The 26639-nt window shown below is 41.7% G+C and carries 28 protein-coding genes; 14 read left to right on the plus strand and 14 right to left on the minus strand.

Features of this window, described 5'->3' with window-relative positions; all coding sequences use genetic code 11:
• Window positions 1-5: 5 nt before the first annotated feature.
• The 4 genes from psbF to AC1F2U_RS19385 form a co-directional block, all read right to left on the minus strand.
• On the minus strand, window positions 6-143 hold the full coding sequence (gene psbF, locus AC1F2U_RS19370; RefSeq protein ID WP_015115279.1) for a cytochrome b559 subunit beta: 138 nt from the start codon (window positions 141-143) through the stop codon (window positions 6-8).
• A 9-nt stretch (window positions 144-152) separates the two neighbouring features.
• The gene (psbE, locus tag AC1F2U_RS19375; RefSeq protein WP_094348030.1) at window positions 153-401 is read right to left on the minus strand and encodes a cytochrome b559 subunit alpha; all 249 of its coding nucleotides are present in this window, start codon (window positions 399-401) and stop codon (window positions 153-155) included.
• 208 nt (window positions 402-609) lie between these two features.
• Entirely contained in the window at window positions 610-1629 is a 1020-nt protein-coding gene (locus tag AC1F2U_RS19380; RefSeq protein WP_480262569.1) for a photosynthesis system II assembly factor Ycf48, read from the minus strand.
• A 141-nt stretch (window positions 1630-1770) separates the two neighbouring features.
• Window positions 1771-2106 carry a rubredoxin gene (locus tag AC1F2U_RS19385; RefSeq protein WP_322664193.1) on the minus strand — a complete coding sequence of 112 codons (336 nt, stop codon included), beginning with the start codon at window positions 2104-2106 and terminating at the stop codon, window positions 1771-1773.
• Window positions 2107-2430: 324 nt separating this feature from the next.
• Between AC1F2U_RS19385 and ndhC the strand changes: the two genes are divergently transcribed.
• From ndhC to AC1F2U_RS19400, 3 genes are read left to right on the plus strand one after another with little or no spacing between them, the layout of a single operon-like run.
• A complete protein-coding gene (gene ndhC / locus AC1F2U_RS19390; protein WP_012411797.1) occupies window positions 2431-2793 on the plus strand; it encodes a photosynthetic/respiratory NAD(P)H-quinone oxidoreductase subunit C in 363 nt (120 codons plus the stop codon).
• Entirely contained in the window at window positions 2784-3521 is a 738-nt protein-coding gene (gene ndhK / locus AC1F2U_RS19395) for a photosynthetic/respiratory NAD(P)H-quinone oxidoreductase subunit K (protein ID WP_292779064.1), read from the plus strand. Before ndhC ends, ndhK begins: the two co-directional genes overlap by 10 nt.
• Window positions 3514-4044 (plus strand): NAD(P)H-quinone oxidoreductase subunit J, encoded by a 531-nt coding sequence (locus AC1F2U_RS19400; RefSeq protein ID WP_480262570.1) that lies wholly within the window; start codon window positions 3514-3516, stop codon window positions 4042-4044. Before ndhK ends, AC1F2U_RS19400 begins: the two co-directional genes overlap by 8 nt.
• 105 nt (window positions 4045-4149) lie before the next feature.
• Here the strand turns inward: AC1F2U_RS19400 and AC1F2U_RS19405 are convergent, their stop codons facing one another.
• A complete protein-coding gene (locus AC1F2U_RS19405) occupies window positions 4150-5058 on the minus strand; it encodes an Rpn family recombination-promoting nuclease/putative transposase (RefSeq protein WP_480262571.1) in 909 nt (302 codons plus the stop codon).
• Window positions 5059-5320: 262 nt separating this feature from the next.
• Here AC1F2U_RS19405 and AC1F2U_RS19410 point away from each other — a divergent pair, with 262 nt between their 5' ends.
• The 3 genes from AC1F2U_RS19410 to AC1F2U_RS19420 are packed head-to-tail and all read left to right on the plus strand — an operon-like array spanning window position 5321 to window position 7660.
• Complete coding sequence (locus AC1F2U_RS19410) at window positions 5321-5716, plus strand: Pepco domain-containing protein (protein ID WP_480262572.1); 396 nt, start codon at window positions 5321-5323, stop codon at window positions 5714-5716.
• Between the two features lies 1 nt (window position 5717).
• Window positions 5718-7514 carry an SUMF1/EgtB/PvdO family nonheme iron enzyme gene (locus tag AC1F2U_RS19415; protein WP_480262573.1) on the plus strand — a complete coding sequence of 599 codons (1797 nt, stop codon included), beginning with the start codon at window positions 5718-5720 and terminating at the stop codon, window positions 7512-7514.
• Window positions 7511-7660, plus strand: a complete 150-nt coding sequence (locus AC1F2U_RS19420; RefSeq protein ID WP_480262574.1) for a hypothetical protein — start codon at window positions 7511-7513, stop codon at window positions 7658-7660. Before AC1F2U_RS19415 ends, AC1F2U_RS19420 begins: the two co-directional genes overlap by 4 nt.
• A gap of 174 nt (window positions 7661-7834) precedes the next feature.
• Here AC1F2U_RS19420 and AC1F2U_RS19425 read toward each other — a convergent pair whose 3' ends face one another.
• On the minus strand, window positions 7835-8203 hold the full coding sequence (locus AC1F2U_RS19425) for a hypothetical protein (protein ID WP_480262575.1): 369 nt from the start codon (window positions 8201-8203) through the stop codon (window positions 7835-7837).
• A 174-nt stretch (window positions 8204-8377) separates the two neighbouring features.
• On the opposite strand from AC1F2U_RS19425, the gene AC1F2U_RS19430 reads away from it, so the two are divergent.
• The 5 genes from AC1F2U_RS19430 to AC1F2U_RS19450 all read left to right on the plus strand — a co-directional run bounded on the left by AC1F2U_RS19430 (window position 8378) and on the right by AC1F2U_RS19450 (window position 13033).
• On the plus strand, window positions 8378-8635 hold the full coding sequence (locus tag AC1F2U_RS19430; protein WP_480262576.1) for a hypothetical protein: 258 nt from the start codon (window positions 8378-8380) through the stop codon (window positions 8633-8635).
• Between the two features lie 497 nt (window positions 8636-9132).
• On the plus strand, window positions 9133-10425 hold the full coding sequence (locus tag AC1F2U_RS19435; protein WP_480262577.1) for an ATP-binding protein: 1293 nt from the start codon (window positions 9133-9135) through the stop codon (window positions 10423-10425).
• Window positions 10415-12244, plus strand: a complete 1830-nt coding sequence (locus AC1F2U_RS19440; protein WP_480262578.1) for a tetratricopeptide repeat protein — start codon at window positions 10415-10417, stop codon at window positions 12242-12244. The genes AC1F2U_RS19435 and AC1F2U_RS19440 overlap by 11 nt, the downstream gene beginning before the upstream one ends.
• A gap of 49 nt (window positions 12245-12293) precedes the next feature.
• The gene (locus AC1F2U_RS19445) at window positions 12294-12710 is read left to right on the plus strand and encodes a XisH family protein (protein ID WP_480262579.1); all 417 of its coding nucleotides are present in this window, start codon (window positions 12294-12296) and stop codon (window positions 12708-12710) included.
• Window positions 12698-13033, plus strand: coding sequence for a XisI protein (locus tag AC1F2U_RS19450; RefSeq protein ID WP_480262580.1), 336 nt, complete (start codon window positions 12698-12700; stop codon window positions 13031-13033). The genes AC1F2U_RS19445 and AC1F2U_RS19450 overlap by 13 nt, the downstream gene beginning before the upstream one ends.
• A 142-nt stretch (window positions 13034-13175) precedes the next feature.
• Here AC1F2U_RS19450 and AC1F2U_RS19455 read toward each other — a convergent pair whose 3' ends face one another.
• The 5 genes from AC1F2U_RS19455 to AC1F2U_RS19475 all read right to left on the minus strand — a co-directional run bounded on the left by AC1F2U_RS19455 (window position 13176) and on the right by AC1F2U_RS19475 (window position 20737).
• Entirely contained in the window at window positions 13176-14249 is a 1074-nt protein-coding gene (locus AC1F2U_RS19455; RefSeq protein WP_480262581.1) for a PstS family phosphate ABC transporter substrate-binding protein, read from the minus strand.
• A gap of 257 nt (window positions 14250-14506) precedes the next feature.
• On the minus strand, window positions 14507-15661 hold the full coding sequence (locus AC1F2U_RS19460; protein WP_480262582.1) for a protein kinase domain-containing protein: 1155 nt from the start codon (window positions 15659-15661) through the stop codon (window positions 14507-14509).
• A gap of 1415 nt (window positions 15662-17076) precedes the next feature.
• A complete protein-coding gene (locus AC1F2U_RS19465; RefSeq protein ID WP_480262583.1) occupies window positions 17077-17703 on the minus strand; it encodes a cytochrome c oxidase subunit 3 in 627 nt (208 codons plus the stop codon).
• Window positions 17704-17850: 147 nt separating this feature from the next.
• The gene (ctaD, locus tag AC1F2U_RS19470) at window positions 17851-19587 is read right to left on the minus strand and encodes a cytochrome c oxidase subunit I (protein ID WP_480262619.1); all 1737 of its coding nucleotides are present in this window, start codon (window positions 19585-19587) and stop codon (window positions 17851-17853) included.
• A gap of 67 nt (window positions 19588-19654) precedes the next feature.
• Entirely contained in the window at window positions 19655-20737 is a 1083-nt protein-coding gene (locus AC1F2U_RS19475; protein ID WP_480262584.1) for a cytochrome c oxidase subunit II, read from the minus strand.
• A 404-nt stretch (window positions 20738-21141) separates the two neighbouring features.
• Here AC1F2U_RS19475 and AC1F2U_RS19480 point away from each other — a divergent pair, with 404 nt between their 5' ends.
• Both AC1F2U_RS19480 and AC1F2U_RS19485 read left to right on the plus strand, forming a co-directional pair.
• Window positions 21142-22077 carry a COX15/CtaA family protein gene (locus AC1F2U_RS19480; RefSeq protein ID WP_480262585.1) on the plus strand — a complete coding sequence of 312 codons (936 nt, stop codon included), beginning with the start codon at window positions 21142-21144 and terminating at the stop codon, window positions 22075-22077.
• A gap of 284 nt (window positions 22078-22361) precedes the next feature.
• Window positions 22362-23315: a heme o synthase gene (locus AC1F2U_RS19485; protein WP_480262586.1), complete on the plus strand. Its 954-nt coding sequence runs from the start codon at window positions 22362-22364 to the stop codon at window positions 23313-23315.
• Between the two features lie 195 nt (window positions 23316-23510).
• Here AC1F2U_RS19485 and AC1F2U_RS19490 read toward each other — a convergent pair whose 3' ends face one another.
• The 3 genes from AC1F2U_RS19490 to AC1F2U_RS19500 are packed head-to-tail and all read right to left on the minus strand — an operon-like array spanning window position 23511 to window position 25480.
• Window positions 23511-23753: a type II toxin-antitoxin system HicA family toxin gene (locus tag AC1F2U_RS19490; RefSeq protein ID WP_480262587.1), complete on the minus strand. Its 243-nt coding sequence runs from the start codon at window positions 23751-23753 to the stop codon at window positions 23511-23513.
• Complete coding sequence (locus AC1F2U_RS19495) at window positions 23750-23959, minus strand: 2-oxoisovalerate dehydrogenase E1 subunit beta (protein ID WP_480262620.1); 210 nt, start codon at window positions 23957-23959, stop codon at window positions 23750-23752. The genes AC1F2U_RS19490 and AC1F2U_RS19495 overlap by 4 nt, the downstream gene beginning before the upstream one ends.
• Window positions 23960-23986: 27 nt before the next feature.
• Window positions 23987-25480, minus strand: coding sequence for a protein kinase domain-containing protein (locus tag AC1F2U_RS19500; RefSeq protein ID WP_480262588.1), 1494 nt, complete (start codon window positions 25478-25480; stop codon window positions 23987-23989).
• A gap of 185 nt (window positions 25481-25665) precedes the next feature.
• On the opposite strand from AC1F2U_RS19500, the gene AC1F2U_RS19505 reads away from it, so the two are divergent.
• Window positions 25666-26541, plus strand: a complete 876-nt coding sequence (locus tag AC1F2U_RS19505) for an MBL fold metallo-hydrolase (protein ID WP_480262589.1) — start codon at window positions 25666-25668, stop codon at window positions 26539-26541.
• The last annotated feature ends 98 nt before the right edge of the window (window positions 26542-26639 follow it).

Below are 26639 nucleotides of genomic sequence, written 5' to 3' on the forward strand. Positions count from 1 at the left end.
TGCTCCTAACGTTGAATAAATTGCATTGCGGCGATCGCGCCCAAAAAGAATACAGTTGGTACACCCAAAGTGTGTACTGCCAGCCATCTAACGGTAAAAATTGGATAGGTAACTGGTTGATTGATGTTATTTCCGCTAGTCATGATCTCAAACTACTTTCCAATAAATTCTTCAACTTGTTTTTTAGCTTCAAAACGGTTCTTCACAATGGGCACTTCCTGCCGCGCTGGTGTGAAATACTCGTTGGGACGGGGTGTGCCAAAGGCATCATAAGCCAGTCCGGTGCTGACAAATAACCAACCAGCAATAAATAATGCCGGGATGGTGATGCTGTGGATTACCCAGTAACGAACGCTAGTAATGATGTCCGAAAACGGACGTTCTCCAGTGGTACCTGACATTTAGCTCCCTACCTTATACATAGAGTGTTATTGAGTTTATTATCCTACAAAGATAAGAAAGAGTTACAAGTTGCAACGTTCTTCTCAGAAATTGTACGTTGGGAATGGGGCATTGGAAGAGGCAGAGGGGAAATAACCTACTGCAACTTCTTCTCTGCTCCCCTGCTCCCCTGCTCCCCTGCTCCCCTGCTCCCCTGCTCCCTACTCATTAAGCCGCCTCTGGGGAAGTTGCTTCAGGGTTTGGTAGATATTTGAGCAAAACGCCGCGATCGCCAATTATAAATCCCCGCTCTGGCTCTAAGAACACAATCTTGTACAAATTAGCCGCAACTTCTTCTATGTCACGGTCTTTTTCCCAAGTTTTGCCACCGTCGCCACTCCGTAGCAAATTACCGCTACCGCCACCTACCCAAATTTCATCGGGTGTGCGATATGCCAAATCCAGCAAACCCCAACTGGTGGATAACTCTGGATATTTTGCCTCTTGCCATTCTTCAGGTTTAGTTGGATCACTAAACTGAACTTGGCCTCCTCTAGCTAGCAACCACAATTGCCCATTGTCACCAAAGCCCATGTTTTCTACTCGCCGAGAACTATTGCGGTTATGGGGTACCCAAGCATCTTGGCCTGGTTCCCAAGTCGAGTAGAAGCTACCCTTAGCAGAAACAGCAATATATTTACCATCAGGAGAACGCTCTAAGTTACGCACCACACCCACTGCTGATTCCACCTGGGCTTTCCAGTTTTTGCCGCCGTCTGTGGTCTTATATATGGCTCCAACATTAGTAGCCATTTCAGCTGTATTGTCTGCTAGCGCCTTAACTGCGATCGGGCTACCAGGTAGCTTTTCGCTCAAGGGAATACGCGACCAAGAAGCACCTTCATCGGTTGTATGTAGTAAAAGTCCAGGCTCTCCGGCAATCCAGCCTTCTTTACCTGCAAAACTTACTGAGTCAAAGCGATACTTTTGCTCATCCAGTTGCAGTGTTATTGGTTTCCAGGTATTACCACCGTCATTGGTTTCCAATAGGGTGGCATTGCTACCGACTAAGTAGCCATGCTCAAGGTTATCAGTAAAAGCAATATCCAATAAATTCGAGTCTGTTGGCACAGAAATTACTTTCCAAGGGTTGTAGCTAACAGAGGGAACTTGGCTACACCCTATGCACATCACGACTACTATTAACAAGGCAAATATTCGTTGCCAACCTTTCACAATTGAATGCATCAGTATTTCTTAGTTATTTCTAAATTTTTGTAGGAGTTGGCAGCCAGGATGCTGTAAAACCCTGGCTTTTTCATTTTGAATTTTGTTAGCGCAGTGTAAACCCTCTGGTAGAGAGCGTTATTTGGAATTGCTTAAAGGCTGTCATTGTAAGCCGTAAAGACTGATAAAAAACAAGAAGCCAAGAGCCAAAGCACCAAAAATTAGGATATTTTTTTGGGTTGGCGTTAGGTTGTTAACACCCAAACCATAACCAAGATTTTCTTTAAAGCCGGATGCAGTACCGGCGGGGCCGATGTTGGCAAAAGCGGTCTTTTTAGCAGAACAAACTGGACAGCGCCAATTTATGGGCAGTTCTGCAAAGCTTGTCCCTGAAGGAATATCATCTTTGTCGTCTCCCTTTTCGGGTTCGTAAACATAACCGCAGGCGCGACACTCGTAGCGGTCTAACACCGTAGTCTCAACAGCTGGTTCGCTCATGGCTAAGGCCTCGCAAAGGAGAAATCTTAAATATACGTTAAAAATTATGACATAATTGTTAGACTTTTCTATCACTAGCAAAAGTGAATCAAATACTTGAAGTGCGTCTGTTTCCCAGATTTCAGAAAAACCAAACAGATATAATGTAAAAGAAAGTTACGCAGTTAAGGGATTGGGCGTTGGGTAAAACAGTTCCGAGTTCCGAAAGTTCTGAGTAAAGAAGTGAGATTCCCTACTCAGCATTCAGCACTCAGCACTCAGCACTCAGCACTCAGCACTCAAAACTCACTACTTAAAATAGTCCATAAGCGGTAGATACTCATTGTGTTTGTCCTCAGCGGTTACGAGTACCTTCTAGGTTTCTTCATCATCTGTAGCCTAGTACCTGCCTTAGCGCTCTCAGCTTCCAAGCTCCTACGACCCAGTGGTTACGCTCCAGAACGTCGCACCACTTATGAATCTGGGATGGAACCCATCGGGGGAGCCTGGATTCAGTTCAACATCCGCTACTACATGTTTGCTCTGGTCTTCGTCGTCTTTGATGTGGAGACTGTATTCTTGTATCCTTGGGCGGTAGCTTTCCACCGTTTGGGGCTATTAGCTTTTATTGAAGCGCTAGTCTTTATTGCAATTCTTGTAGTCGCTTTAGTTTACGCATGGCGTAAAGGAGCTTTGGAATGGTCTTGAATTCTAACTTAACAACCCAGGGTAAAGAACGAATCATCAACCCCATTGAGCGTACCAATGTCACTCAAGACCTTTCAGAAAACGTCATTTTGACGACGGTTGATGACCTCTACGACTGGGCGCGGCTTTCTAGTTTGTGGCCGTTGCTGTTTGGTACTGCTTGCTGCTTTATTGAGTTTGCAGCTTTAATTGGTTCCCGATTTGACTTTGACCGTTTTGGACTAATTCCCCGTTCTAGCCCCCGCCAAGCCGATTTAATTATTACGGCAGGGACTATTACGATGAAGATGGCTCCCCAACTGGTTCGTCTTTATGAACAAATGCCAGAGCCAAAGTATGTAATTGCGATGGGTGCTTGCACAATTACTGGCGGGATGTTCAGCGTTGATTCTCCTACAGCAGTGCGCGGAGTCGATAAACTGATTCCTGTGGATGTGTACTTACCTGGTTGTCCTCCCCGTCCCGAAGCAATTATCGACGCAATCATTAAGCTGCGGAAGAAAATCTCCAATGAGTCTATGCAAGAGCGGGATAAGATTAAGCAAACCCACCGCTATTACAGCACGACTCATAACCTGAAGCCGGTAGAGGAAATCTTAACTGGTAAGTATTTGCAGTCAGCAACTCGCTCTGCACCACCGAAGGAATTGGCGGAAGCAATCGGTATGCCAATACCACCTGCACTGCTGACAGAAAAGGCGCAAAAGGAGGAACAAACCCGTGGCTGAAGAAGAATCTAAACCAGTACCAGCAGCGAAAGAAGAGTCATTGGTACAAGCGGGTAAAGTTTCCCAGTGGTTGACGGAAAACGGCTTTGACCATGAGTTTTTAGCACCAGACAAAAATGGTGTAGAGATAATTAAGGTGGCAGCAGATTTTTTGGTTCCCACCGCTACAGCCCTTTATGCTTATGGGTTTAATTATCTCCAGTTTCAAGGTGGCGTTGACCTTGGGCCAGGACAGGATTTGGTGAGTGTGTATCACTTGATTAAAGTCGGTGATAATAGCGATCGCCCCGAAGAAGTTCGAGTTAAGGTGTTCTTACCACGGGAAAATCCTGTAGTCCCTTCTCTGTACTGGATTTGGAAAACCGCAGATTGGCAAGAGCGCGAGTCTTACGATATGTTCGGCATTATTTATGAAGGGCATCCAAATCTCAAGCGGATTTTGATGCCGGAAGATTGGGTAGGTTGGCCTTTGCGGAAGGATTACATCTCGCCTGATTTCTACGAGTTGCAAGACGCTTATTAGAGATTGCTGAAGAGAGACGCGATGAATCGCGTCTGTACAAGATAGTGGTTTCGGCAATGATTAACCCCTTTCCGGTGGCGGAGAGGGGTTATGTTTTTGGTGTTTTTATATAAAGTCGGTTGACAAAATTTGCTGTAATTCATTGGCTGTATTTACAGTTTTAATTGCCTGTTGAATTGCTTTTAATTTCTGCAAATCCGTAATTTGAGAGATCATCGGCATCAATTCTAAACCTTGATTGCCAAACTTAATTTCTAATGCCAATTCAATTCCTGAATATAACTCTTCTTTTCTTCCTCGCAGTTCTCCGCGTGCTTCTCCGCGTGCTTCTCCGCGTGCCTCTCCGCGTACTTCTCCTTCGCGTAAAATTTCTTGATACCAAGGCGATTCATGTAATACAGCCATATCCCACCTCATAATTTCTTGAACGAGCGTACTCTCTAAAACAAACGTAGCAAAAAAAGCCAAGACTGTTTCTAGTTGGTTTAGTTGTTCATCAGCACGAAGAATTTGTAATGCTTCTCTAATAGTAGATTCATTTTCACCACCTTTGAGAATTGGTACAAACGGCAGTAAGGATGGTAAAGGTTGTTGAAAAGCAATCTCGACATCAACTTCCCACAGGTTAATGACACGGTAATCTTGAATAGCACGTAACCCAGCAATATTTGATGCGTAACTTGTCGGTATTTCAGCGTCACTTGCCTTGAGGATATTAATTAGTACTGGATACGTTGGCAAATTATATTTTTCTTCTGCAAGTGCTGCATAAGCACGCATCCTGCGCGGCATTTCTGGTTTATAGCGGAGTTGTAATTCGTTAAGAACGAGAAATTTTCCATACTGGGGACTTTCGACACGGATTAAAACATCACTTTCTCGACTTATCCACTGAAATTCTGAGTTGAGAATTTCGCCAGCAACAATATCAGGAATTTGCGTTACCCATTTTACCCAGTTATCAGGTGCAAGGCTGATTAAGCGTTTGGTGCTGACATCGGCGGGTTTGATCATGGGGTTATAAACGCACTGAAAGTTATCAAATAATTGTACTTAAGACTGGATTACAGATATTTAGATTTTTGATTGGACTATTTAGGGAAAGCGATCGCACCCAATCTGAGATAATTTGAGACTATGCGATCGCTCCCAGAATCTTTATCATAATTGGTGCGATCGCTAAAATATTCAGTAAGATTTCGTGGTAATCGGAATCGCTTTCTCTACCGTTGTATCTGTATTTGTGGGAAGATTTAACGTAAATATTTAAAGTAATATGTCAGAAACACCCCAAAACGACGGCATTTGGATTGTGACGGATGATACCCCTCAAATATCGATTCCTGATGGTGCTAAAGGCGGGAGTAATAATACACGCAGTTGGGGAGACGAAACTATCAGGGAAAGCACTGGTAGCAAAGGGGTAGGAGATGCCGTTAAGGTTAGCGCTCAAACATTAGAGCAAAATATGACTCACTTTCTCAAACTCGTGGGAAGTTTGTTTAGTCAAGCTGAACAGCAAGCAAAAGTCAACTCCAAGATGCAGCTAGATGAAATTGAGCTATCGGTAGAAATTAGTGCAGATGGGGAAGTTAAATTAATTGGCAGTGGTGTCAAAGCTGGGAGTAAAGGAGCGATTAAGCTGAAGTTCAAGCGCCAAGAATCACAGTGAAATGGCAAAAAATTGGGCGATCGCGATCGGAATTAACCAGTATGATTATCTGCAACCGCTAAACTATGCCAAGCGGGATGCACTGTTAATGCAAGAGTTTCTGAGGAATGAAGCCGGATTTGAGCGGATATTCTTCTTCTCAGATGACTCCCCTGAACTTGCTGGAAAATCGACTCGCCCAACTCGCACTAACTTACTGCGAGTCTTGCGACAGTTATTTGACAATCCCTTTATGGGAGCAGGGGATAATTTCTGGTTTTTCTTCAGTGGTCATGGGATAAGATACGCTGACCGTGATTATCTCATGCCCTGTGATGGCGATCCAGAGGATATTGAAAACACGGCAATTGCGATTAACTTTGTAACTGAACGTCTGCGTCGCTGCGGTGCTGATAATGTTGTCTTGATTCTGGATGCTTGTCGCAATGAAGGCAAAAAAACAGGTGAAGGAATTGGGCGACAAACCGCAGAAGAGGCACGTCAACAAGGAGTTATCAGCATTTTTTCTTGTATTCCCCAGCAATATTCTTATGAAATTGAGGCTTTACAACAAGGTGCTTTTACTACTGCATTACTAGAAGGGTTAGGAATTCAAGGTCGATGCGCTACTGTTGAACGATTGGAGCAATATCTCAAGTTTCGTGTGCCTGAACTGGTTCGTCAGTATAAGAATACAAGGCAAACGCCTTATGTGATTGCTGAACCTGTGAATAAATCTCACCTAATACTTGTGCCACGATATGCAACTCTAGCGGATATCGCCACATTGAAAAATGATGCTTACCAAGCAGAAGTAAACAGGAATTTAGATTTAGCAGAGCAATTATGGATTCGGGTATTAGCTGCGGCTTCAGGGCAAGATATGGATGCAATCAAAGCAATTCAAAGAATTGAAAGGTTGCGGTGGAAACCTCAAGAACCATCTTCACCACGACCTAATCTTAGTATTGAAAATTCTACTAAGGGAATATTTGCAGTTGAAAAAAATTCCTTAAAAACCTTTCAATTTGAAGTCGTGACGGTAGACGCAACGGGGACAATCACCAACCGCAACAACTGTGAAGCGAAATATTTTGTAGAAGATTTAGGAAATGGTGTCACCTTAGAAATGGTGCAGATACCAGGGGGAACCTTTATGATGGGTTCACCGGAAGGAGAAGTAGAGAGATATAAAAGTGAAAGCCCACAGCATCAGGTGGCTGTTCCTAAGTTCTTCATGGGCAAATATGAAATCACCCAAGCGCAGTATCAAGCGATTATGGGAAGCAATATTTTTCACAAAATTATAGGTAATGCTAACAATAATCCTTCCTCTTTCAAAGGTGAGAAACGACCTGTAGAAAATGTTAGTTGGAATGATGCAGTAGAATTTTGTAAAAAGTTGAGCCAGAAAACAGGAAAAACTTATCGACTACCTACTGAAGCAGAATGGGAATATGCTTGTCGTGCTGGAACCAAGACGCCATTCTATTTTGGGGAAACGATTATCACTGAGTTAGTCAATTTCAAAGGCAAAGAAACAAAACCAGTCGGTTGTTTTCCAGCTAATGCCTTTGGTTTATACGATATGCACGGCAATGTTTGGGAGTGGTGTCAAGATTACTGGCATAACAATTACAACGGCGCACCTACTGATGGCAGTGCTTGGTTAACTGGTGAAGATAATACTCATCGGCTGCTGCGCGGTGGCTCTTGGCTCTATGGTCTCTGGAGCTGTCGTTGTGCTGATCGCGGCCTTGATATCCCTGCGTACCGCAACAGCAATATTGGGTTTCGGGTGGTTGGGGTGGTTGCGTGAGGACTCTTTGCCCACGCCAACCTACAATTAAGTCTAATTTAGAGTTTGACAACACCCTTAGTCTTTTTGCGATCGCACTCAGCATCTCTATCGTAATTGCTGCGATCGCTAGACTAATTAAAATCCTAAAATCTAGCTCATATTAATTATTCTAACTTTTGTCTAATTAAGATTTCAACTTCCTTAATATCAGCATTCGATTTTGGGATGTCAAAAGTCTCTGGAGACGCTTCAGAAGTTAAACGACAGAATATAGGATCGTGGTGCGTTGTCACAAAGGCCAACGCACCCTTATCTAAAGAAGCGGCAACTCCAAACAATTACTTCACAGATGTCACTGTTTGGTTTACTACTGGACGTGGTTTCTTGCGGTCTGACCTGCGCGTTCCACCAGCCATTTCATACTCATCACTATTTTTGCCATAGCAAGATGCAACATTCAACAGCATTTGCTCAGAATAAGTATTCAACTCACGTTCTGCTTCTAATAATGCATTGTGTGTCTTATCTACTATTGTTTGTGCTTGATTATAAGCGGCTAGCTTTTCTCGTAACTCAATTACTTTAGTGTTGTAAGTAGCAATTGAAAACCCATTACTAAAGTCTAACTCAGGGTTAATTGTCTGCATTCCTTCAATCCGTCGTTCAGCCTTGGTCAGTGACATGGAGTTTCGTTTGCGTTGCGTCATATAGTTTTCCTGTTTGGATTAATTTATAAATAACCATGAGCTTAAACACTGAGTTATTTATATATCATCACAATACGCAATAGGCAGATGCACCAGCCACAGTGAAGTTACAGAATTATAAAAGCATTGGATGGCATTAGCCAACTAGATAGATGCGGGTATATTTGCTGAAATTTGTTAAAAAAAGAAGGTTTTGAAGTCGCAAAAGCTGGTTTTGAAGTCACAAAAGCTGGTTTTGAAGTCGCAAAAGCTGGTTTTGAAGTCACAAAAGCTAGTTTTGAAGTCGCAAAAGCTAGTTTTGAAGTCGCAAAAGCTGGTTTTGAAGTTGCAAAAGCTAGTTTTGAAGTCGCAAAAGCTGGTTTTGAAGTCGCAAAAGCTAGTTTTGAAGTTGTAAAAGCTGGTTTTAAAGTCGCGGAGCTTTATCTCATGTAGAGACGCGATTTATCGCGTCTAAAAGACTGACACGTTAGAGAGACGCGATAAATCGCCGTCTCTACAATGAATGTACTCGTCAATTATTCGTTGACAGACTACTAACTAATAGTAACAACAGCTACCATCGCATCGGCTAGAAGGGAATGAGACGAAGCACATTAAAAATTTATTTTTATAACTGAAAATTTTATTTTATTTATGTGTTAAGTAGCTTTTAGGATGTTATCTGTATAATCTATCATTCAGTTTAAATTATCGAATGTATAATCTATCATTCAGTCTGATTGATTATTGACCTCTGTTACTTATTGATAGGTTAAAATTTGGAGATTGGGGGATCTCTTTTTAAGACATAACATCCCACTCACCTAGTAGTTATTTATTAACTGAATTTGAGAAGTTATGTAGACATACTCTATCTTAGACATTGCCTAAAGTTCTACTTCAAAAATCATGAGCCATTATATGGATAGTTACATTTACAGCACTATCCAATGTCTCAAGACTTATTAAACTCCTTTCAAGAAGCATACAGCAATCTCGAACTGTTTCCGTTGATGGAACGGAACGAAATGGAAAGATTTCGAGTCGAATATGGTGATGATTTGATTGCAGACCTGAACCAATTAGTAGAAGATAGTCCTAATGGAGATGGCAAAATTGTCTTTACAGGACATCGGGGATGTGGTAAGTCTACTTTGTTGGCTGAATTTAGCCGACAAATTCAAGATAAATATTTTGTAGTTCTGTTTTCTATTGCTGACAAAATTGAAATGTCGGCGGTTAATCATATTAATATACTGTTTGCGATCGCAGTTAATTTAATGACAGAGGCAGAAGCACGCAAAGTTGATATTCCGCAATCGACTAAAGACGCTCTTTATAAGTGGTTCGCTACTCGCACTCGCACTGAAGAATCAAATTTGCAAGCAGAAGTTAGTATCGGTTTTGACCTTTTAAAGTTGATTAGTTCTAAATTAAAAGCTGATGCTAGCGTTCGGGATGAAATTAAGCAAGAGTTTGAACGCAAGTTATCAGATTTAGTTGCCAGAATTAACGAAATCGCTGCTCTCATTCAAGCTGCAACTAAACAAAATGTTTTAGTAATTATTGATGATTTAGATAAACTTGACTTAGGAAGAGTTAACGAGATTTATCGAGATAACATTAAAGCTCTTTGTCAACCTAACTTTCAAATTATCTACACTATCCCGATCGCAGTCCTTCGAGAAACATTTATTAGCACAATTATTGCCACTGAAACTAACGATCAAGTTGTGGCAATGCCTGTCTTAAAAATATTTGATAAAGGTAAAAACCGCTTCCCAAATGCCCAACCTCGCCCGGAAGCAACAAAAATTCTCGGTGAAGTTTTACAAAAGCGGATTCCTAGTGAATTAATTGCGCCTGAAACTGCTGAAAAAATCGTAATTTACAGTGGTGGTGTATTACGAGAGTTAATTCGCATTTCTAAGGAATGTTGCCGTATATGTTTGCGAACTATCCGGCGAAATCCTTCAGCCGAAGTTATTATTGATGATAAAATTCTCTTGCAAGCAATCAATAAAATACGCAATGATTTTTCGATACGCTTAGGAAAAACTGATATCGATATTTTGCAGAGTGTGTACGAACAATTTATGCCCAATGACCCCAAACAAGCAGAGTTTTTAGATTTGTTACATGGGCTGTATGTTCTAGAGTATCGCACTGATGAAACTTGGTATGATGTTCATCCAATTATTATCGAAAGCTTGAGAAGACAGGGAGCCATTAATGTTAAATGAGGAATTATTGGATGATCAAGGAGAAAATCAAGATGCGTATGATGATTTAATTGTTTCTATTGAAGCTCAAAAGCGGGGATTAAATTTACTGATTGCGGTTTGCGATGATGCTAGCTTTCGCGATGAGATTATTGCTCAATATGAAGCTGAACTACAACCCGCCTTGCGTGCATATCGAGTAACTTTAGCACGTCAAGAACCTAGTCTCAAAGCTGCTCTTAACCAACTGGTACAACAAGAAGAATATCTCCGTCAGCAAAACCCGGCAGTAATCACTGTGACGGGTGCTGAACAATTGTATTTTCTCAGGTTGGGAAATGAGCAATCGGAACAGGAGAAATTTTTTGGTTACTTACAGTGGACAAGGGAAGGATTGCGCGAATTTCCATTTGCGATCGTGCTTTGGGTAACTAACCAAATTTTAGTCAACCTAATTAAAAAAGCTCCTGATTTTTGGAGTTGGCGCAACGGTGTATTTCGGTTTGAATCTCAAAAGACAAATGCTATCCCTGGTAAAGAATTAGAAAATATCCGCTTTGTTTTTCGAGATACAGAATTAGCTAGTACAGATACTAATGAAACTAATCGCTTTTTTTTACCCATTCAAGATTTACACAGGTTAATCGAGAAAGTAGAACAAGAACGAGGAACTAAAGACCCCACCTTGGCTACGTTATACTCAAGGTTGGGTGATATTTACCAAAGCAGATTAGAACGGGGTGAATCTCAAAATTATCAAGAAGAACAGGAATTAGCAATTAAATATTGGCGTCAGGCGAGTGAGTTACAAAATGAATTGGGTTTGCAGATAGACTTAGCTAATAGCCTCAACAATTTAGCAGGAATATATCGTGCAACAGGACACTACAACGAAGCCGAACCCTTATATAAACAAGCTTTAGAACTGAGGAAACGCCTGTTAGGAGAAAATCATCCTGCTTTTGCCACGAGCCTGAATAATTTGGCAGGACTCTACAAATCTACTGGACAATATAATAAAGCAGAACTCCTATATCAACAAGCTTTAGAACTGAGGAAAGGATTGTTAGGAGAAAACCATGCCGATGTCGCTGCCAGTCTGAACAATTTGGCATTACTATATGATGAACAAGGACGCTATGATGAAGCAGAACCTCTGTATTTGCAATCATTAGAACTCGAAAAACGTCTGGTTGGCGAAAATCATCTTTCTTTCGCTCTTATACTAAATAATTTAGCGCTACTTTATTATCATCAAGGACGCTACAGTGAAGCTGAACCCTTGTCGCAACAAGCAATAGAACTAGATAAGCAATTTTTAGGAGAAGAGAATCCCGATGTTGCAACAGATTTGCACAATTTAGGTTTAATATACCGCGCTCAAGGACGCTACGAGCAAGCCGAATCTTTGTTTTTGGAATCATTAGAACTCAAGCAGCATGTATTACAAAAAGCGCATCCGCTATTAGCAGATACGATCTATGCTCTTGGTTATATGTACAGGGAACAAGGACGTTACAATGAAGCAGAACCCTTATGTATAAAAGCCTTAGAACTTGATAAGCACCTATTGGGAGAAAATCATCCCAATGTTGCCGAAAGTCTGAATAATCTGGCAGAAATTTATCGTGAAACTGGACGTTACGGTGAAGCAGAACCGCTTTATTTGCAAGCTTTAGATATTTGTGAGCAAGTCTGGGGTGTAAATCATCAGCGTAGTCTCACTGTTCGTCAAAATTTAGAGAAACTTGCCACAGCAATGCAGAATAATGGAGAGTGCGATGTCTTGTCTACGACACGCTGCGCGAACGACAACCCCTTTGGGGAACCCATTGCATAGAGCAACAATATCATTTTAGGTTAATCTAGCCTAATCTAGAGATAGCAACATGGCTAAAGATGTTTTCCATCAACAGGTTAAAAAAGCATTAATTAAGGATGGGTGGATAATTACTCACGATCCTTTTACAATTCGTATTAGTGAAGCAATTAAACTACAAATAGACTTAGCGGCTGAAAATGCTATTGCCGCAGAACGTAATACAGAGAAAATAGCTGTTGAAATTAAGAGTTTTATTGCAGATTCAGATATCAGTGAATTTCATACTGCACTCGGACAATATCTCAATTACTGCCAAGCTATTGAAGAGAAAGAAGCAGACAGAGTAGTTTATTTAGCCGTTCCGCTCGAAACATATCAAGACTTTTTTCAACTTTCTTTTGTCCAACGCACCCTTCATCGTTACCAAGTTAAGTTGATAATTTACGACCCAAAACGTGAGGAAATTCGGCTATGGATAAAATAGAACATTATCGACAATTTATCAAACAAATTCTGAGCGAACATCAACAAATCACGTCTGATAACGATACTGTCAAATCACAATTAATTTTAGACAACGAAAACGACCATTATCAACTAGCTTACGTTGGCTGGCAAGGAGATAAGCGGGTGTTTGGCCCGGTCATGCATTTTGATATTCAAGATGGGAAAATATGGATTCAGTATAACGGTACAGAAGAGTCTGTTGCTGAACGATTGGTTGAGTTAGGTGTACCCCCTTCTGATATTGTTATTGGGTTCCATTCTCCTTTTAAGCGCCAGTTTACTTCTTATGCTGTTGAATGAACTTTAACTCAAGTGATGAATAAATAAATATTGAACAAGCAGTGAATAAATAGAAAAGCGATCGCTTCCCATAGATACCCAACCTCTTAAACAAGTCGGGTATCTCTGGAAAGCTTGCTCAATTGTCCTTCAAATAAATCTACTAGCGAACTCCAACAAAACCAGCTTGCTCAATTGCTCTTTGCCCTTGGTCAGTTAATAAAAGATTGGCATAAGCATTTCCAATCTGCTGTTCTGAACCTTTATTCTGCTTAATAATCACAAACAAATTAGCAATCATCGGATAGCTGCCATTTTTGATCGCCTGAGTATTTAGCTGGTTGCGCTGACGCGGACATTGCTCAGGCGAAACCATCGGCTCTTGGTAGGGGGTAATTAGCTGACCGGAAGTGCTACCCAATGGCAAAGCCTTCACGCTACATTGAAAGACTACTGAACGGGCAGAAGCATAATACACGCCACCAGGGGTTTTACTGAGTTGGCGCACTCCCTCTGTGGCAGAGTAGACATATTGCACATTAGAGCCAAATGCTTGCCCCTTTAAGTCGCTATTGTTAGGAAATATTACTGTATCTGCGTCCTCTGGTCGTTGAGAAAAAGCTGTGATGGGTAGATTTGGCCCACCGACTTGATTCCAGTTTGTAATTTTCCCTAAATAAATTTGCTGCAATTGTTCAACAGTTAAACCAGGCACATTAAGTGATGGGTTGACTACCACTGCTACGCCATCCATACCCACTTGACGTTGCTCAAGGGTGAAGCCTCGCTCTTTTGCCGTAGCTTGTTCTTCATCTGTGAGGGGACGGGAAGACTGAGCAAAGTCTAGTTTCCCATCAAGCAACATCCGAATGCCGGAGCTAGAACCAGGACTAGCATTAACAGGGTTTACATAGCGTAATTGTAGTTCCGGGCGATCGCTCTGGATCTGAGCATCTACCAATTGCCGAATAGATGCCCAAGCCGTACTACCTCCGTAGTTGAATGATGCAGGGGGAACATCAGCAACTGTCTGAAAAGTTGATTCATTCTTAGAGACGCGATTGAAATTTTGATTAGAGGAATTAACACTGTTGCCGGACAATAAATTTGGCTTCAATAACCACCAAAGTAATCCGCCAATAACCATAAGTGTGAGAACTTTACCAATAATCAAACCTCTGAGAAAGAGAGAGATTTCGCTGTTAATTAAAGCTTTTCTTTGATTTGTATTGTCCATATTTTTAAATATTGTTTCATTGTATTTATCTTACAGGAATATCTAAGTATTTATCCTATAGTAATCATGAAATATTTAAATTTAAACTAAATCTGTAATAGCTAGTTAATAGACAGTCTGATGATTGCTACTAGATAATTAACTTTTCTAAGGTAGTGAAATTAAATTTACTCTTTGGTAGTTTTTGCAATGGTGCAATTGCTTTGACAGATTCTTCTGTTAGGTGCTGATTTTAGCTAGTAGACTACTTATATTAGTTAGCGGGAACTCAACCTTTCTATAAAACTCTTTAGTGGAGTAGGTTGGTTTGGAAGCGATGTCCCCGTCTTAAGGAATGTATATATTAAAACTATTACTATCAAACTCGTAGTTGCACCAAGACCGATGCCCAGGAGCAAAATAAAGTTTCTATAAGTTAGCAAATAGGTATCATCAGCCTTGTGGTTGATGTCAGCAGATTGTGAAGGCTGTGATAACGCTACATCAGAATTAAGTGCTTGTAAAGCTTCTGTGGCAGACTGATAACGTTGGTTGTAGCGATCGCGAACCATTGTATCTAAAATATTTGCCAGAGCATCACTTACCTCTGCCTTGTCGCGCCAGATAACTTCTCCAGTACTGGGATCTTCTGGTAATTGCTCAGGCATTAAACCTGTTAAAGCTTGAATGCCAATCATCCCGACTGCATAAATATCGCTGCAAAGTTTTGGCTTTCCCTTACCCTGTTCGCTTGGCATATAGCCAGGAGTCCCAACCGCAATTGTTAAGCCTGCTCCCAAAGCACCAATTCTCTTAATACTCCCAAAATCAATTAGCACAATCTTTTGATCGGAGTACCGCCGCATTAAGTTTTGAGGCTTAATATCTCGGTGAATAATATCGTGCTGATGAACGAAAGCCAGTACTTCTAAGATGTCTTTTAATAAATTTACGACTGTATTCTCGTTCAAACGCTGACCTGGGATAATTTCTTGAGTCAAGGCATGACCGTCAATATATTCCTGAACTAAATAAAAATCCCCGTCTTCATCAAAATGAGCAAACAGTCTCGGAATTTGATCGTGGTTGTTGCCTAGCTGGTATAAAACTTCTGCTTCCCTATCGAATAGCTTTTTAGCGATGGGTAGAACAGCAGGGTTGGAATCTTTCGGATGGAAATGTTTGACTACACAATGAGGTTGTCCTGGTAAATCCAAGTCAATGGCCAAGTAGGTATCACCAGAACCGCCACTTCCTAACTGTTTGACAATCTCAAAGCGATTCCGAAGTGTTTTTCTGTTAAAAGAGTATCGATGTCTGTTACGTATAGCACCCCCTACTAAGTAAGTATTACCAGATTCTCCGCTTCCCATCACTTTGACAGTTTCAAAGCGACTTCGGAGTGTTTTTCTGACTAGAGGGTTCTGGCTCATGTGGCGTATACTACTTCTTAATTTACTGACCATTCAGAGCTTGAGTGAGGTTATGAATAACTGCTTGCTGCTAGATTTGCTGATATTTGCGGCAGTTAGCCATCGCGCGACCTATGCTTTAGATATTTTTGGTGCTTAGTTGCTTGACTGCTTTGTTTAATACCCTTATAAGTATCTTAATACAAAATTCATTTATGAAATACTTCTGTAATATTATCACTTAAGTAAATTTAGCACGAGTCCCCAGTATTTAAACTGTGGGCAGAGAATAATATTTATGAGTTAAGATGCCTATTTATTTTAACTATTAAGTCTGATTACTGACAAAACCTTGAGGAGTTAAATTTAAAAGCACAAATAACACTTAAAGTGTTCGCTACAATTTTGTTGTCAGATTTTAGTCGTTACTAACTGCGATCGCGTTGTCAGATCGATGTGAGTTTGACGAAAAAACTAAAAAAGATTGGGTAAGTTTTTGAGATAGTTAGGTGTAACTTTTCAATCACTCACGCATTTTACGAGCTCGATATACTCCTAATTCTGGCAAATCTTGAATGCGTATTCGCTTCTACGAAATGCCACAATTAATATGTGTGATCCCAATTGTTAAAAAAATCCATTCCTACCTACCCTTAGCAAGGGGAGGGTGCGCGTCAGCGCAGGTTAGGTTATCTACCGTAAACATTTTTTTGGTATCAACTACTTCAATGAAAAAGCAAAATTGCGAATTGCAATACTTGCAATCTCTCCAATAACTTCAAATTTCTACTTTTATGACTAGAAGAAATATTAGGATTGTATTTCCTTAAATTAAATCCGTATAAATTTGCGAACTTTCTTTATTTATTGGTTTACTTAGTCCTTAGAACATCAATTTACAGTATATTAACTGGTTCTTCAATACTTTCTCTAAAACATCCTACTTTTCCGACTTTTCCCACCTTTTACTTTACTCGCATTCATATCACTTCCAATCACTCAGTTGCATCTAGCAAAAGTAATAGTTCAAATAATTGAAGCTTGTTTTTATATATTTTTTATTTAACTTTTTTAAATACACTATAAGTATAATTTATAGTTAAGCCATAAGCCAATACAGTTCAGTTAAGAAAAATTGTAGGTTAGGTTTCGCAAAGCCTCAAACGCCACTTACTTGCTACCTGAAGGGAACGCTAAAAGCGTAGCTTGCTTCCCCGTAGGGGTACAAGTCGGGAAACCGCAAGGGCGTAGTGGCTCCCCAACCTACGTAGTTTAAGGTTTTTGGGGCTAACCCAAGCGTATTGTTGTATGAGGTAGCACTGCTACGTCTTTAATACTCTTATTTCACTGATATTTTTATTCTGTTAATAAAAAAAGCCCCCTACTGGGGGCTTATTAAGTTGTCCGCGTGGATTAAACAACTAGTTAATTAATACTTACAGTAGATACAGTAATCCGAACAAAATAATCCAAATCACGTCAACGAAGTGCCAATAGATTTCGGCTGCTTCAATACCAAAGTGCTTTTCGTTACTATAGTGACCCGGAAGGCGCGATCGCCACAAAACAGCAACAATTGCCAAAACGCCGATAGTCACGTGCAATCCGTGGAAACCAGTCAAAACGTAAAATGCACTCGCAAATAAATTGGTAGTTAAACCAAATTCTAAATGGGTATATTCATATACTTGACCAACCAAGAAGATAGCACCCATTGCTGCGGTAATTGCTAACCAGATTTGCGCACCCCGCGCATCGTTCTTTTTGATAGCAGTATCGGCATTGTGCATGACAAAACTACTAGAAATTAGATTGATGGTGTTGACTCCAGGTAACAAAAGTTCTAATTCTGGAGTCCCTGCTGGCGGCCATGCAGGTAAGGTAGCACGGAAAGCCAAATAGGCTCCGAACAACCCCATAAAAATCATCCCTTCAGCAACCAGGAAGACAATCAGCCCAAACATCCGATGGTCTGGATGTTCTTCATGATGACCGACGGACGCTTCCGCTGCATGGTGATGATTTAGTTCGGTTTTAGCTGGGTCAATAGTTTGACTTTGCATGAATTTTTATAAGTGGGGAATGGGGAATGGGGAATGGGGAATGGGGAATGGGGAATGGGGAATGGGGAATGGGGAGTAGAGACGCGATTAATCGCGTCTGTACAGGAGTTAGGAATTGTCATAACTCTTCACTCCTAACTCATAACTCTATTTACGATCTTCGGGATTAGCAGCAACCGCTGGATCGGGTTCTGCTCTTAATACTGAGTTCGGCCCGCCAGATAAGATGGGATTGGGATCGGATAAGGGTACACCTTGATTAGCATTTTCCAAACCGTAGTCGTAGGGGCCTGTAGCCAGTACTGGGGTTCGATCGAAATTCTCGATCGCTGGTGGTGAGGTTGTCATCCACTCTAAGGTAAGTGCCCTCCAAGGATTATTACCAGCTTTCTCGCCGTATAACCAACTCCAAATCGCATTGATGATGAAAGGGAATGTCGAAACTGCTAGTATATAAGCGCCATAAGTGCAGATTTCGTTGAGAAAGGTAAATTTGGGGTCATACTGGGCGATACGGCGGTTCATGCCCATTAATCCCAGCTTGTGCATTGGTAAGAAGGTCATATTTAGACCAACTATTGTTAAGGCAAAGTGAACCTTACCCCAAAATTCGTTTACCATCCGTCCCGTCATTTTCGGGAACCAGTGGTAAATCGCCGCATAAATGCCGAGAACACTACCACCAAAAAGAACGTAGTGCAAGTGTGCCACCACAAAATAGGTGTCGTGAACGTGAATATCAAAGGGCACTGCTGCCAACATCACGCCACTGATCCCGCCGATTACAAAGGTGCCAACAAAGCCGATGGCGAAGAGCATGGCGCTGTTAAGCCGGATTTTCCCGCCCCACATGGTTGCTAACCAACTGAATATTTTAATTCCCGTGGGTACGGCAATGATCATGGTGGTGATCATAAAGAACATCCGCAACCAACCGGGGATACCGCTGGTAAACATGTGGTGCGCCCAAACAATTAGCCCCAGAAAGCTAATGGCAAGAGACGAATAAGCGATCGCTTTATAGCCAAAAATCGGCTTGCGGGAATGAACGGGGATAATTTCTGAAATTGCTCCAAAGAAGGGCAAAATCATGATGTAAACGGCTGGGTGGGAGTAAAACCAGAACATGTGCTGGTATACCACTGGGTCGCCACCGCCAGTTGGGTTAAAAAATGTCGTTCCCGCCAATAAGTCAAAAGCCAACAGAATTAGACCAGCTGCTAGCACTGGTGTAGATACCAAAGTCAATGCCGAGGTAGCAAACATCGCCCAGCAGAACAAGGGCATTTGGTGAACCCCCATACCAGGGATACGCATCTTGAGCAATGTGACGAGGAAATTGATTGCCCCTAAAATCGATGACGTACCTAGTAGGAGAACGCTCATAATCCAAATTCCCTCACCTACTTGACCTGTTACCAAGCTCAGGGGAGGGTAGGAAGTCCAACCCGCATCCGGTGCATCGCCTACCACTAAACTAGCGATCAACAATAAACCCGCAGGGGGAATCATCCAAAAGGCAACAGCATTCAAGCGTGGGAATGCCATATCCTTTGCCCCAATCATCAAGGGAATGAGGAAGTTAGCAAAACCCGCACCGGCTGGCACGATCCACAAGAAAATCATGATCGTGGCGTGCAGCGTAAATAAGCTGTTGTAAACTTCAGGGGTGACGAAATCGACTTCTGGAGTTCGCAGTTCTGTACGAACCAAGTCAGCCATCACGCCACCGATACAGTAAAAAATGAATGTAGTGACTAGGTATTGAATCCCAATCACCTTATGGTCGGTGTTGAAACTAAAGTAGTCTTGCCATTTTCTAATCCCTGGCTCCTCATCAAGAGCAGGGGCGTTGGCAGTTTCTTGCACTTGAGCTTGGGTCATAGTCATTAGTCATTGGTCATTAGTCATTAGTCATTAGTCATTGGATTTTGACTAAATAACATATTGACTAATGGTGAACTTGATGGAGGATTTCTGGCTTAATTCCCATGTCCTTTGTATAAGGAGCAAGAAATTCATTTGGGGATAGATTGGCAGGGTTAACAGCAATGGCTTGATTTAGCGTTTCTTTACTAGCAACTAGCTGTTCTTGCATCCATTTATCAAAGGCTTCTTGTGGCTCAACAACTACTGGTGCTCTCATTGCACCGTGGTAGGGGCCACAAAGTTCAGCACAGATTAGGGTATAATCTCCTGCTTTTTGGGGGGTGAAGCGAATCTCGCTTTGCCTACCAGGAATCGCATCTTGTTTCAGGCGGAACTCTGGTACCCAGAAGGCATGAATGACATCGTTGGCGGTCATACTGATTTGCACTTCTCGCCCGATGGGGACGTGCATTTCACCTGTAGTTATACCAGTTTCAGGATAGGTGAAAATCCAGGCATATTGTAGACCTGTGACGTTGACTTGTAATTCAGCTGGTTTACCTGCTTTATCAGGAGTTCCCCCAATTGTCGGAGCTACAATACCTACACCTGGGGCATTCCGCAGTTGGGGAATTTGGTCAGCATTACGAACTTCTGCCGTAGCTGGATCTTGCATTGCCTCATCAGATTTTTCTTGATTGAGGTTGGGTTCAGTGCTGGGAGGAGTATCGCTTAAAGTTGCAGCGATCGCACTTCCAGGCATTGCCATTGACTCCTGACTCATCGGTGCTTCATGGATAGCATGGGGATCAAAGCCACCGATTTCGTTGTAGACATCAAAGCTGTAAACAGAAATACCAATAACGATAATTGCTGGGATCGCCGTCCAGAGAATTTCTAAAGGTACATTGCCCTCAACTGGTGGGCCGTCTTCATTGTCACCTGCACGCCGACGGTATTTAAATGCAGAGTAAATTAAAACACCTTCAACGAGCAGAAATATACCCGTAGAAACGATCATCATCGCGTTGAACAGACCATCCACTAAGACGGCTTCATCCGTGGCTGCTGCTGGCAACAGACCGTGATTTTGACCGTACCAAAGGCTGGCGAGCGTTAGCACGATGCCAATGAGTAATGTCCAGATTGAACTTGGAATCTTCACGGCTTACTTAATTGAATTTACTACGTTATCTTAAAGCTGCTCACTTACTAAGGTAGTCTAGGCTGTCAGACATGGGGGAGAAAGGTCTGAAATTTTTATTAATTTTTTTGGCTATTTCATTAATTTTGAGTATGAGTTTACTATCATACAACGCCAAAAATAGATGCAAATCAGTAAAAAAATTTAAGGAAAAATTTAGGATGTTTAAATTAATTGCCATTAATCAATTTTTCACATCTTGAAAAATACCTAAAGCTTCAGGCAAAACCTTGTTGAAGTGATTCAAAGTATAAGTGAGTGCTAATCTATAAACCTTTAGCCTATACGCTAGGGTGGAGATGGGACACTAAAAGAAAATTGAAAATTTTAAGAGATCCACCAAAAGCGGGCAGAAGGTATCCTTCATGAGCGAATTTGTCCTACAACAACAAAATGAAGCGGCGCTTCAGCAGCAAAAACCCAAGGAAATGATTCGTCGCTTGGTGTGGAAAATATGCATAGCCACCTTAATTTTGATGGCAATAGGCAGCGCCACCCGCGTGATGAATGCTGGACTTGCTTGCCCAGACTGGCCCTTATGCTATGGCGAACTGGTACCAGCCAAGCAAATGAATCTCCAAGTGTTTTTGGAGTGGTTTCACAGATTGGATGCAGCTTTAATTGGTTTAAGCGCGATCGCACTTTTCGGTTTGTCCTGGTGGCATCGTCGTTTCTTACCCAAATGGCTGCCTTGGGCATCAACATTCGCCCTATTTTTAATTGTCTTCCAAGGCATCTTGGGTGGACTCACCGTCACCGAACTATTGCGGTTTGATATCGTTACCGCCCACTTAGGAACGGCGCTGTTATTTTTTAGCACCCTCCTAATTATCGGCACAGCGCTCACGCCCTATCAGGGAAATGGAACGGTTGGTAAGTTGCCTTGGGTCGGTTTAACTGCCGCTATTCTGGTTTACCTGCAAAGTTTGCTAGGTGCTTTGGTAGGCTCTCGCTGGGCGCTACACCAATGCCTCGGCGGTTCTCAACTTTGTACTGTAATGTACAGCCATATTGCTGGTTTGGTGCCGCCAACAGTAGCAACCTTGGCAATGGTATTTATCTGTTGGCGGACACCAGCACTACATCCAGCCTTGCGGCGACTGGCAAATATGGCTGGTGCGTTGCTAACCTTACAAATCTTGTTGGGATTCGCCACTTTCAAATTACACCTCCAAGTCGAGCCTCTTACAGTTTCTCACCAAGCTATAGGAGCTACTTTGCTAGGTACTTTGGTGGCTTTCACAGTTTTATCACTACGTGACTCAGTGAGTGCTGAGTCACGGGTGCTGAGTGCTGAGTAGGGAATGGAGGAGATGAGGGAGCAGGAAAAGAACTCCTAACTCTTGTACAGAGGCGATTAATCGTGTCTCTAATCTTAACTCAGCACTGATGATGCGTCTGTGTTTTCATTTGCCTGAAAGAGCCAGCTTGAGCGGGGGCTGCATATACAGCAGATTTCAAGGAAAGTGTTGTACACAAGCTTGCGTCTCAAAGCTAGGTATAAAACCTGTTTTACTTCTGAATTCTGAATCCTGACTCCTGAATTCTGCTGTAAGTTGTTGAAAAATAAGGAACCAGAGCCAAAATGATTGAGACTAATGTCTCTCGCCACCACCAAACATTTTTACAGGTAGTTCAAAGTTATTACCAGCTAACCAAGCCTCGGATTATTCCGTTGCTGTTGATTACCACAGCTGGGAGTATGTGGATTGCTGCTAAGGGAGAAGTAGACCCATTGCTGTTGCTAGTAACTCTCACTGGTGGCACTTTGGCTGCTGCAAGCGCTCAGACAATTAACTGTATCTATGACCGGGATATTGATTATGACATGGAGCGGACGCGCCATCGTCCGATACCTTCGGGTAAGGTGCAGCCACGCGATGCTCTAATTTTTGCGATCGCACTGGCGACGATTTCCTTTACACTCCTAGCAGTATTTGCCAACTTGTTAGCCGCGCTGCTAGCTTTCTCTGGCATCGTCTTTTATATTTTGGTCTATACCCACTGGCTAAAACGCCACACCACCCAGAATATCGTTGTTGGTGGGGCTGCTGGGGCAATTCCGGCGTTAGTGGGTTGGGCTGCTGTCACAGGTACTTTAAGTTGGTCAGCATGGTTAATTTTTGCCATCGTCTTTTTGTGGACACCACCCCATTTCTGGGCTTTAGCTCTGATGATTCGGGACGATTACGCAAAGGTCGGGATACCAATGCTACCTGTGATTGAAGGTGATACGGCAACCGTGAAGCAGATTTGGTACTACACGCTGGTGACAGTATTTGCAACCGTGTTATTGGTTTATCCCTTGGGCGCGAGTGGAATTCTTTATGCTGCGATCGCTCTAAGTCTGGGAGGATTATTTATCCACAAATCTTGGCGGTTGTTGCAGAATCCAGAGGATCGCACTGTCGCTAGAGAGTTATTTCTTTATTCCATCTCCTACATGATGCTGTTGTGTCTGGGGATGGTAGTGGATAGCCTTCCCGTTACCCATAATCTAATTAATGCAGCGATCGATCAGTTGCATTTTATTGCTTAGGGGATGGAAAATTTAGCGATCGCGTTTGGTAAAGGGGCGCGATCGCATTTTCATAAATTAAAAAATATACATAATAATTAGAGTTTGGCGGATTTGCGATGTCTACGACGGGCTACGCCTACGTGAGTAAAGTTTCAGTCATAAGTGAATTTATTAAACATTAATTACACTTACCTATTTATCCATTTTTAATAGCTATGGAAAAAGCAACGCAAGTAATTCGTCACGAGTGAAACCAGCATGAGCAGCAACATCTCTCAGTATGGCGTTAAGAGTACCAATTTTAATCGGGTCATGGGCGGGAACTGTGATATGATGCTCACCATTCTGTTGAGTAGTTAACCGAATGTGACTGCCCTTTTGATGACTGACCTCGTATCCTAGAGGAGCAAGAGCGTTAACTAATTCTAAACCAGATAAGTCTCGTGGGAGCTTCAAGAAGCTATTACCTCATCACGGACTATGTGTAACCGAATAATTTTAGGACGGTTTTGTTCATTAGGAAAATGGCAATGAACCGCATCACGGATCATTTCGCGTAGTGTTTCTATATTGTCAGCCTGAGTAAAAATTGACTCGGTTAAAGCTCTAGCTGTATAACCACCATCTGGATCATCTTCAACGAGAAATACAATTTCAGTCATAGCGAATCTTTTCATAAATACTAGATTTTACAGTCCACACTCTTCACATCGTGAGAAGATTAAACTTATTACTAATGTCATACCAAGAAGTCCAAAACATGGCAAATGTCCTTTTGGAGCTTTTATGGTGAAAGTAAGGTCATAAAACCATACAGCAGGCTTTTGTTCAAAAAACAAATCTGCCTGAAAAAATAATTCCTTTCTTCCTATTTTAGGACGCAGCCATCCTACTTGAGTGCCAAAACGACACAAACTTTCCTCATCAGCCTCTTGGTTTCCTCTTATATTTTTTTGCCAAATTTGTTTTTGTATACTTAAACCGAAATGCCCATTGCTATATTTAGTCCAGAGGTTGTCAATGGTGTGAAGTTCATGACAAGACAATTTTTTTACGTCTTCCAGATAGAGTGAGCCTTGTTTTTCTCTATCAGCTATTTTAAGTAAAATATCAAAAGTTTTTTCATTAGCATCTTGCCATCTGCCAGAAGCTAGTAGCTCATTAAGTCTAGCAAAACTTGCTGTTACTGATGAATTTAGATTATGATGCGGCGAACTTTGATAGTTTAGTTGACTAGCTTTAGTAGTTTTTATATATTTTCCATATCTGAATTTAGAAGATGGAGAACTGACAGCATTAACAATTTTTATTACTTCCTCAGATGATTGATAGCGTTCCTTTACATAATCCTGAATTAATTTATCCAAAACTTGCCCTAAGTGAGTAGTAATACTTCTACCTTGTGGTAAGTACTTTCTCCAAATCCAGCAACCCCTGAGCGCATCATAAAGTTCATCAGAACCATCTGCTTTTGGTAAACATTGCGTTAACAGCCGAATACAAGTTACACCCAAACTATAAAGATCACTTGCAGGGAATACTTGACCGCGCATTTGCTCTAGCGCTGTATATCCAGGCGTTCCTACTCTTGTACCAACACCTATAAAAGTTTTTGTAATTTGTTTAGAAACACCAAAATCAATTAATATTAACTTGCCATCCAGACGGCGCATGATATTTTCTGGCTTGATATCTCGATGAATTACACCACGTTCATGGATAAACTTCAGGATAGGCAATAAATCAGTTAAAATCTGTTTTATCTTTTCTTCGCTAAAGGCTCCCTGCTGCTGCAATTCTTGTAATAAATTCTGCCCCTGAATCAACTCTTGTACCAAATAAAGCCGCTTATCCTGTTCAAAATAAGCAATCAGGCGGGGAATTTGCGGGTGTTCTCCCAAATCATACAGACGCTTCGCTTCTTGCTTAAATAATTCCGTTGCTTTCTCAAGTGCAGCCGTTCCTTCAAATTGAGGGACAAATTGCTTAATTACGCAAGGTTCATCTATCCTATCTGCATCCGTAGCTTCATAAGTTCTGCTAAATCCACCCTCACCCAAAAGTCGTATTACTCGGAAACGGTTTCTAAATAATGGTGTAAGTGTTTGTCCACACTTAATGCAAAACTTATTGTCATCAGGGTTAAACGGATTTGTACAACTGGAACTAGAACAGTAAAGCATATTTGGGAATAAGCAGAGGTGTCTATGTTCAGTTTTCCCAACTTATGCTTACTGGGTTTCACGAGTCTTTATATTTTTGAGCGGATTTACTTCTAGTGGCGGCTACAGTCTCAAGTTACTTTTGCTAGCGTAGTGATATAAGGTTTATCGCTCCCCAGTATGCGGCTGGAAGCAAAAGGATTAATATGGCTCATTTAAATCAGCGTCGTCCCCAAAATGTCAACGGCGATTTTTATGTAGATACTACCTGTATTGATTGTGATACCTGTCGCTGGATGGCTCCTGAAGTATTTTATGATGTTGATGACCAATCGGCTGTTTATCATCAACCAGCGAATGAGGCTGAAAGATTAGCCGCGCTTGAAGCACTTTTAGCTTGTCCTACTAGTTCTATTGGCACAGTTGAGAAACCAAAAGATATCAAAGTTGCTCAAGAAAAGTTTCCAATATTAGTAGCGGAAAATTTTTACCACTGCGGCTATCATTCTGAAAAATCTTACGGTGCTGCTAGCTATTTAATTCAACTTCCAGAAGGTAACATTTTGGTGGATTCTCCCCGGTTTACGCCGCCTTTAGTCAAGCGTTTAGAAGAATTGGGGCCAATTCGTTATATGTACCTAACTCATAAGGATGATGTGGCAGATCATCAAAAGTTTGCCGAGCATTTTCAGTGCGATCGCATCCTTCATGCTGATGATATTACTGCGGGTACTCGCAATGTAGAAATACAGCTAACAGGTTCCGAACCATTTACTTTGACACCAGATTTATTAATTATCCCAGTTCCCGGTCACACCAAAGGACAAACCGTCCTACTTTATAAAAATAAGTTTCTGTTCACTGGCGATCATCTCGCTTGGTCAGAAAGCTTGCATCAATTAGCTGCATTCCGCGATTTCTGCTGGTATTCTTGGTCAGAACAGATTAAATCAATGCGTAACTTGGCTAATTACTCTTTTGAGTGGGTACTACCAGGTCATGGGCGAAGGTTTCATGCTGATAGAGAAACCATCCGCCAGCAGATGCACAAGTGTATTGAGTGGATGGAATCTGTGAATTGACCAAATAATTTATAATTATTCGGTTATATGGCAAAACCCAACGATTGACCTAACCCCCTAACCCTCTTCCCGACGCGGGAAGGGGGAAATTTCAAAGT

The sequence above is a fragment of the Nostoc sp. LEGE 12454 genome (genome assembly GCF_056620565.1).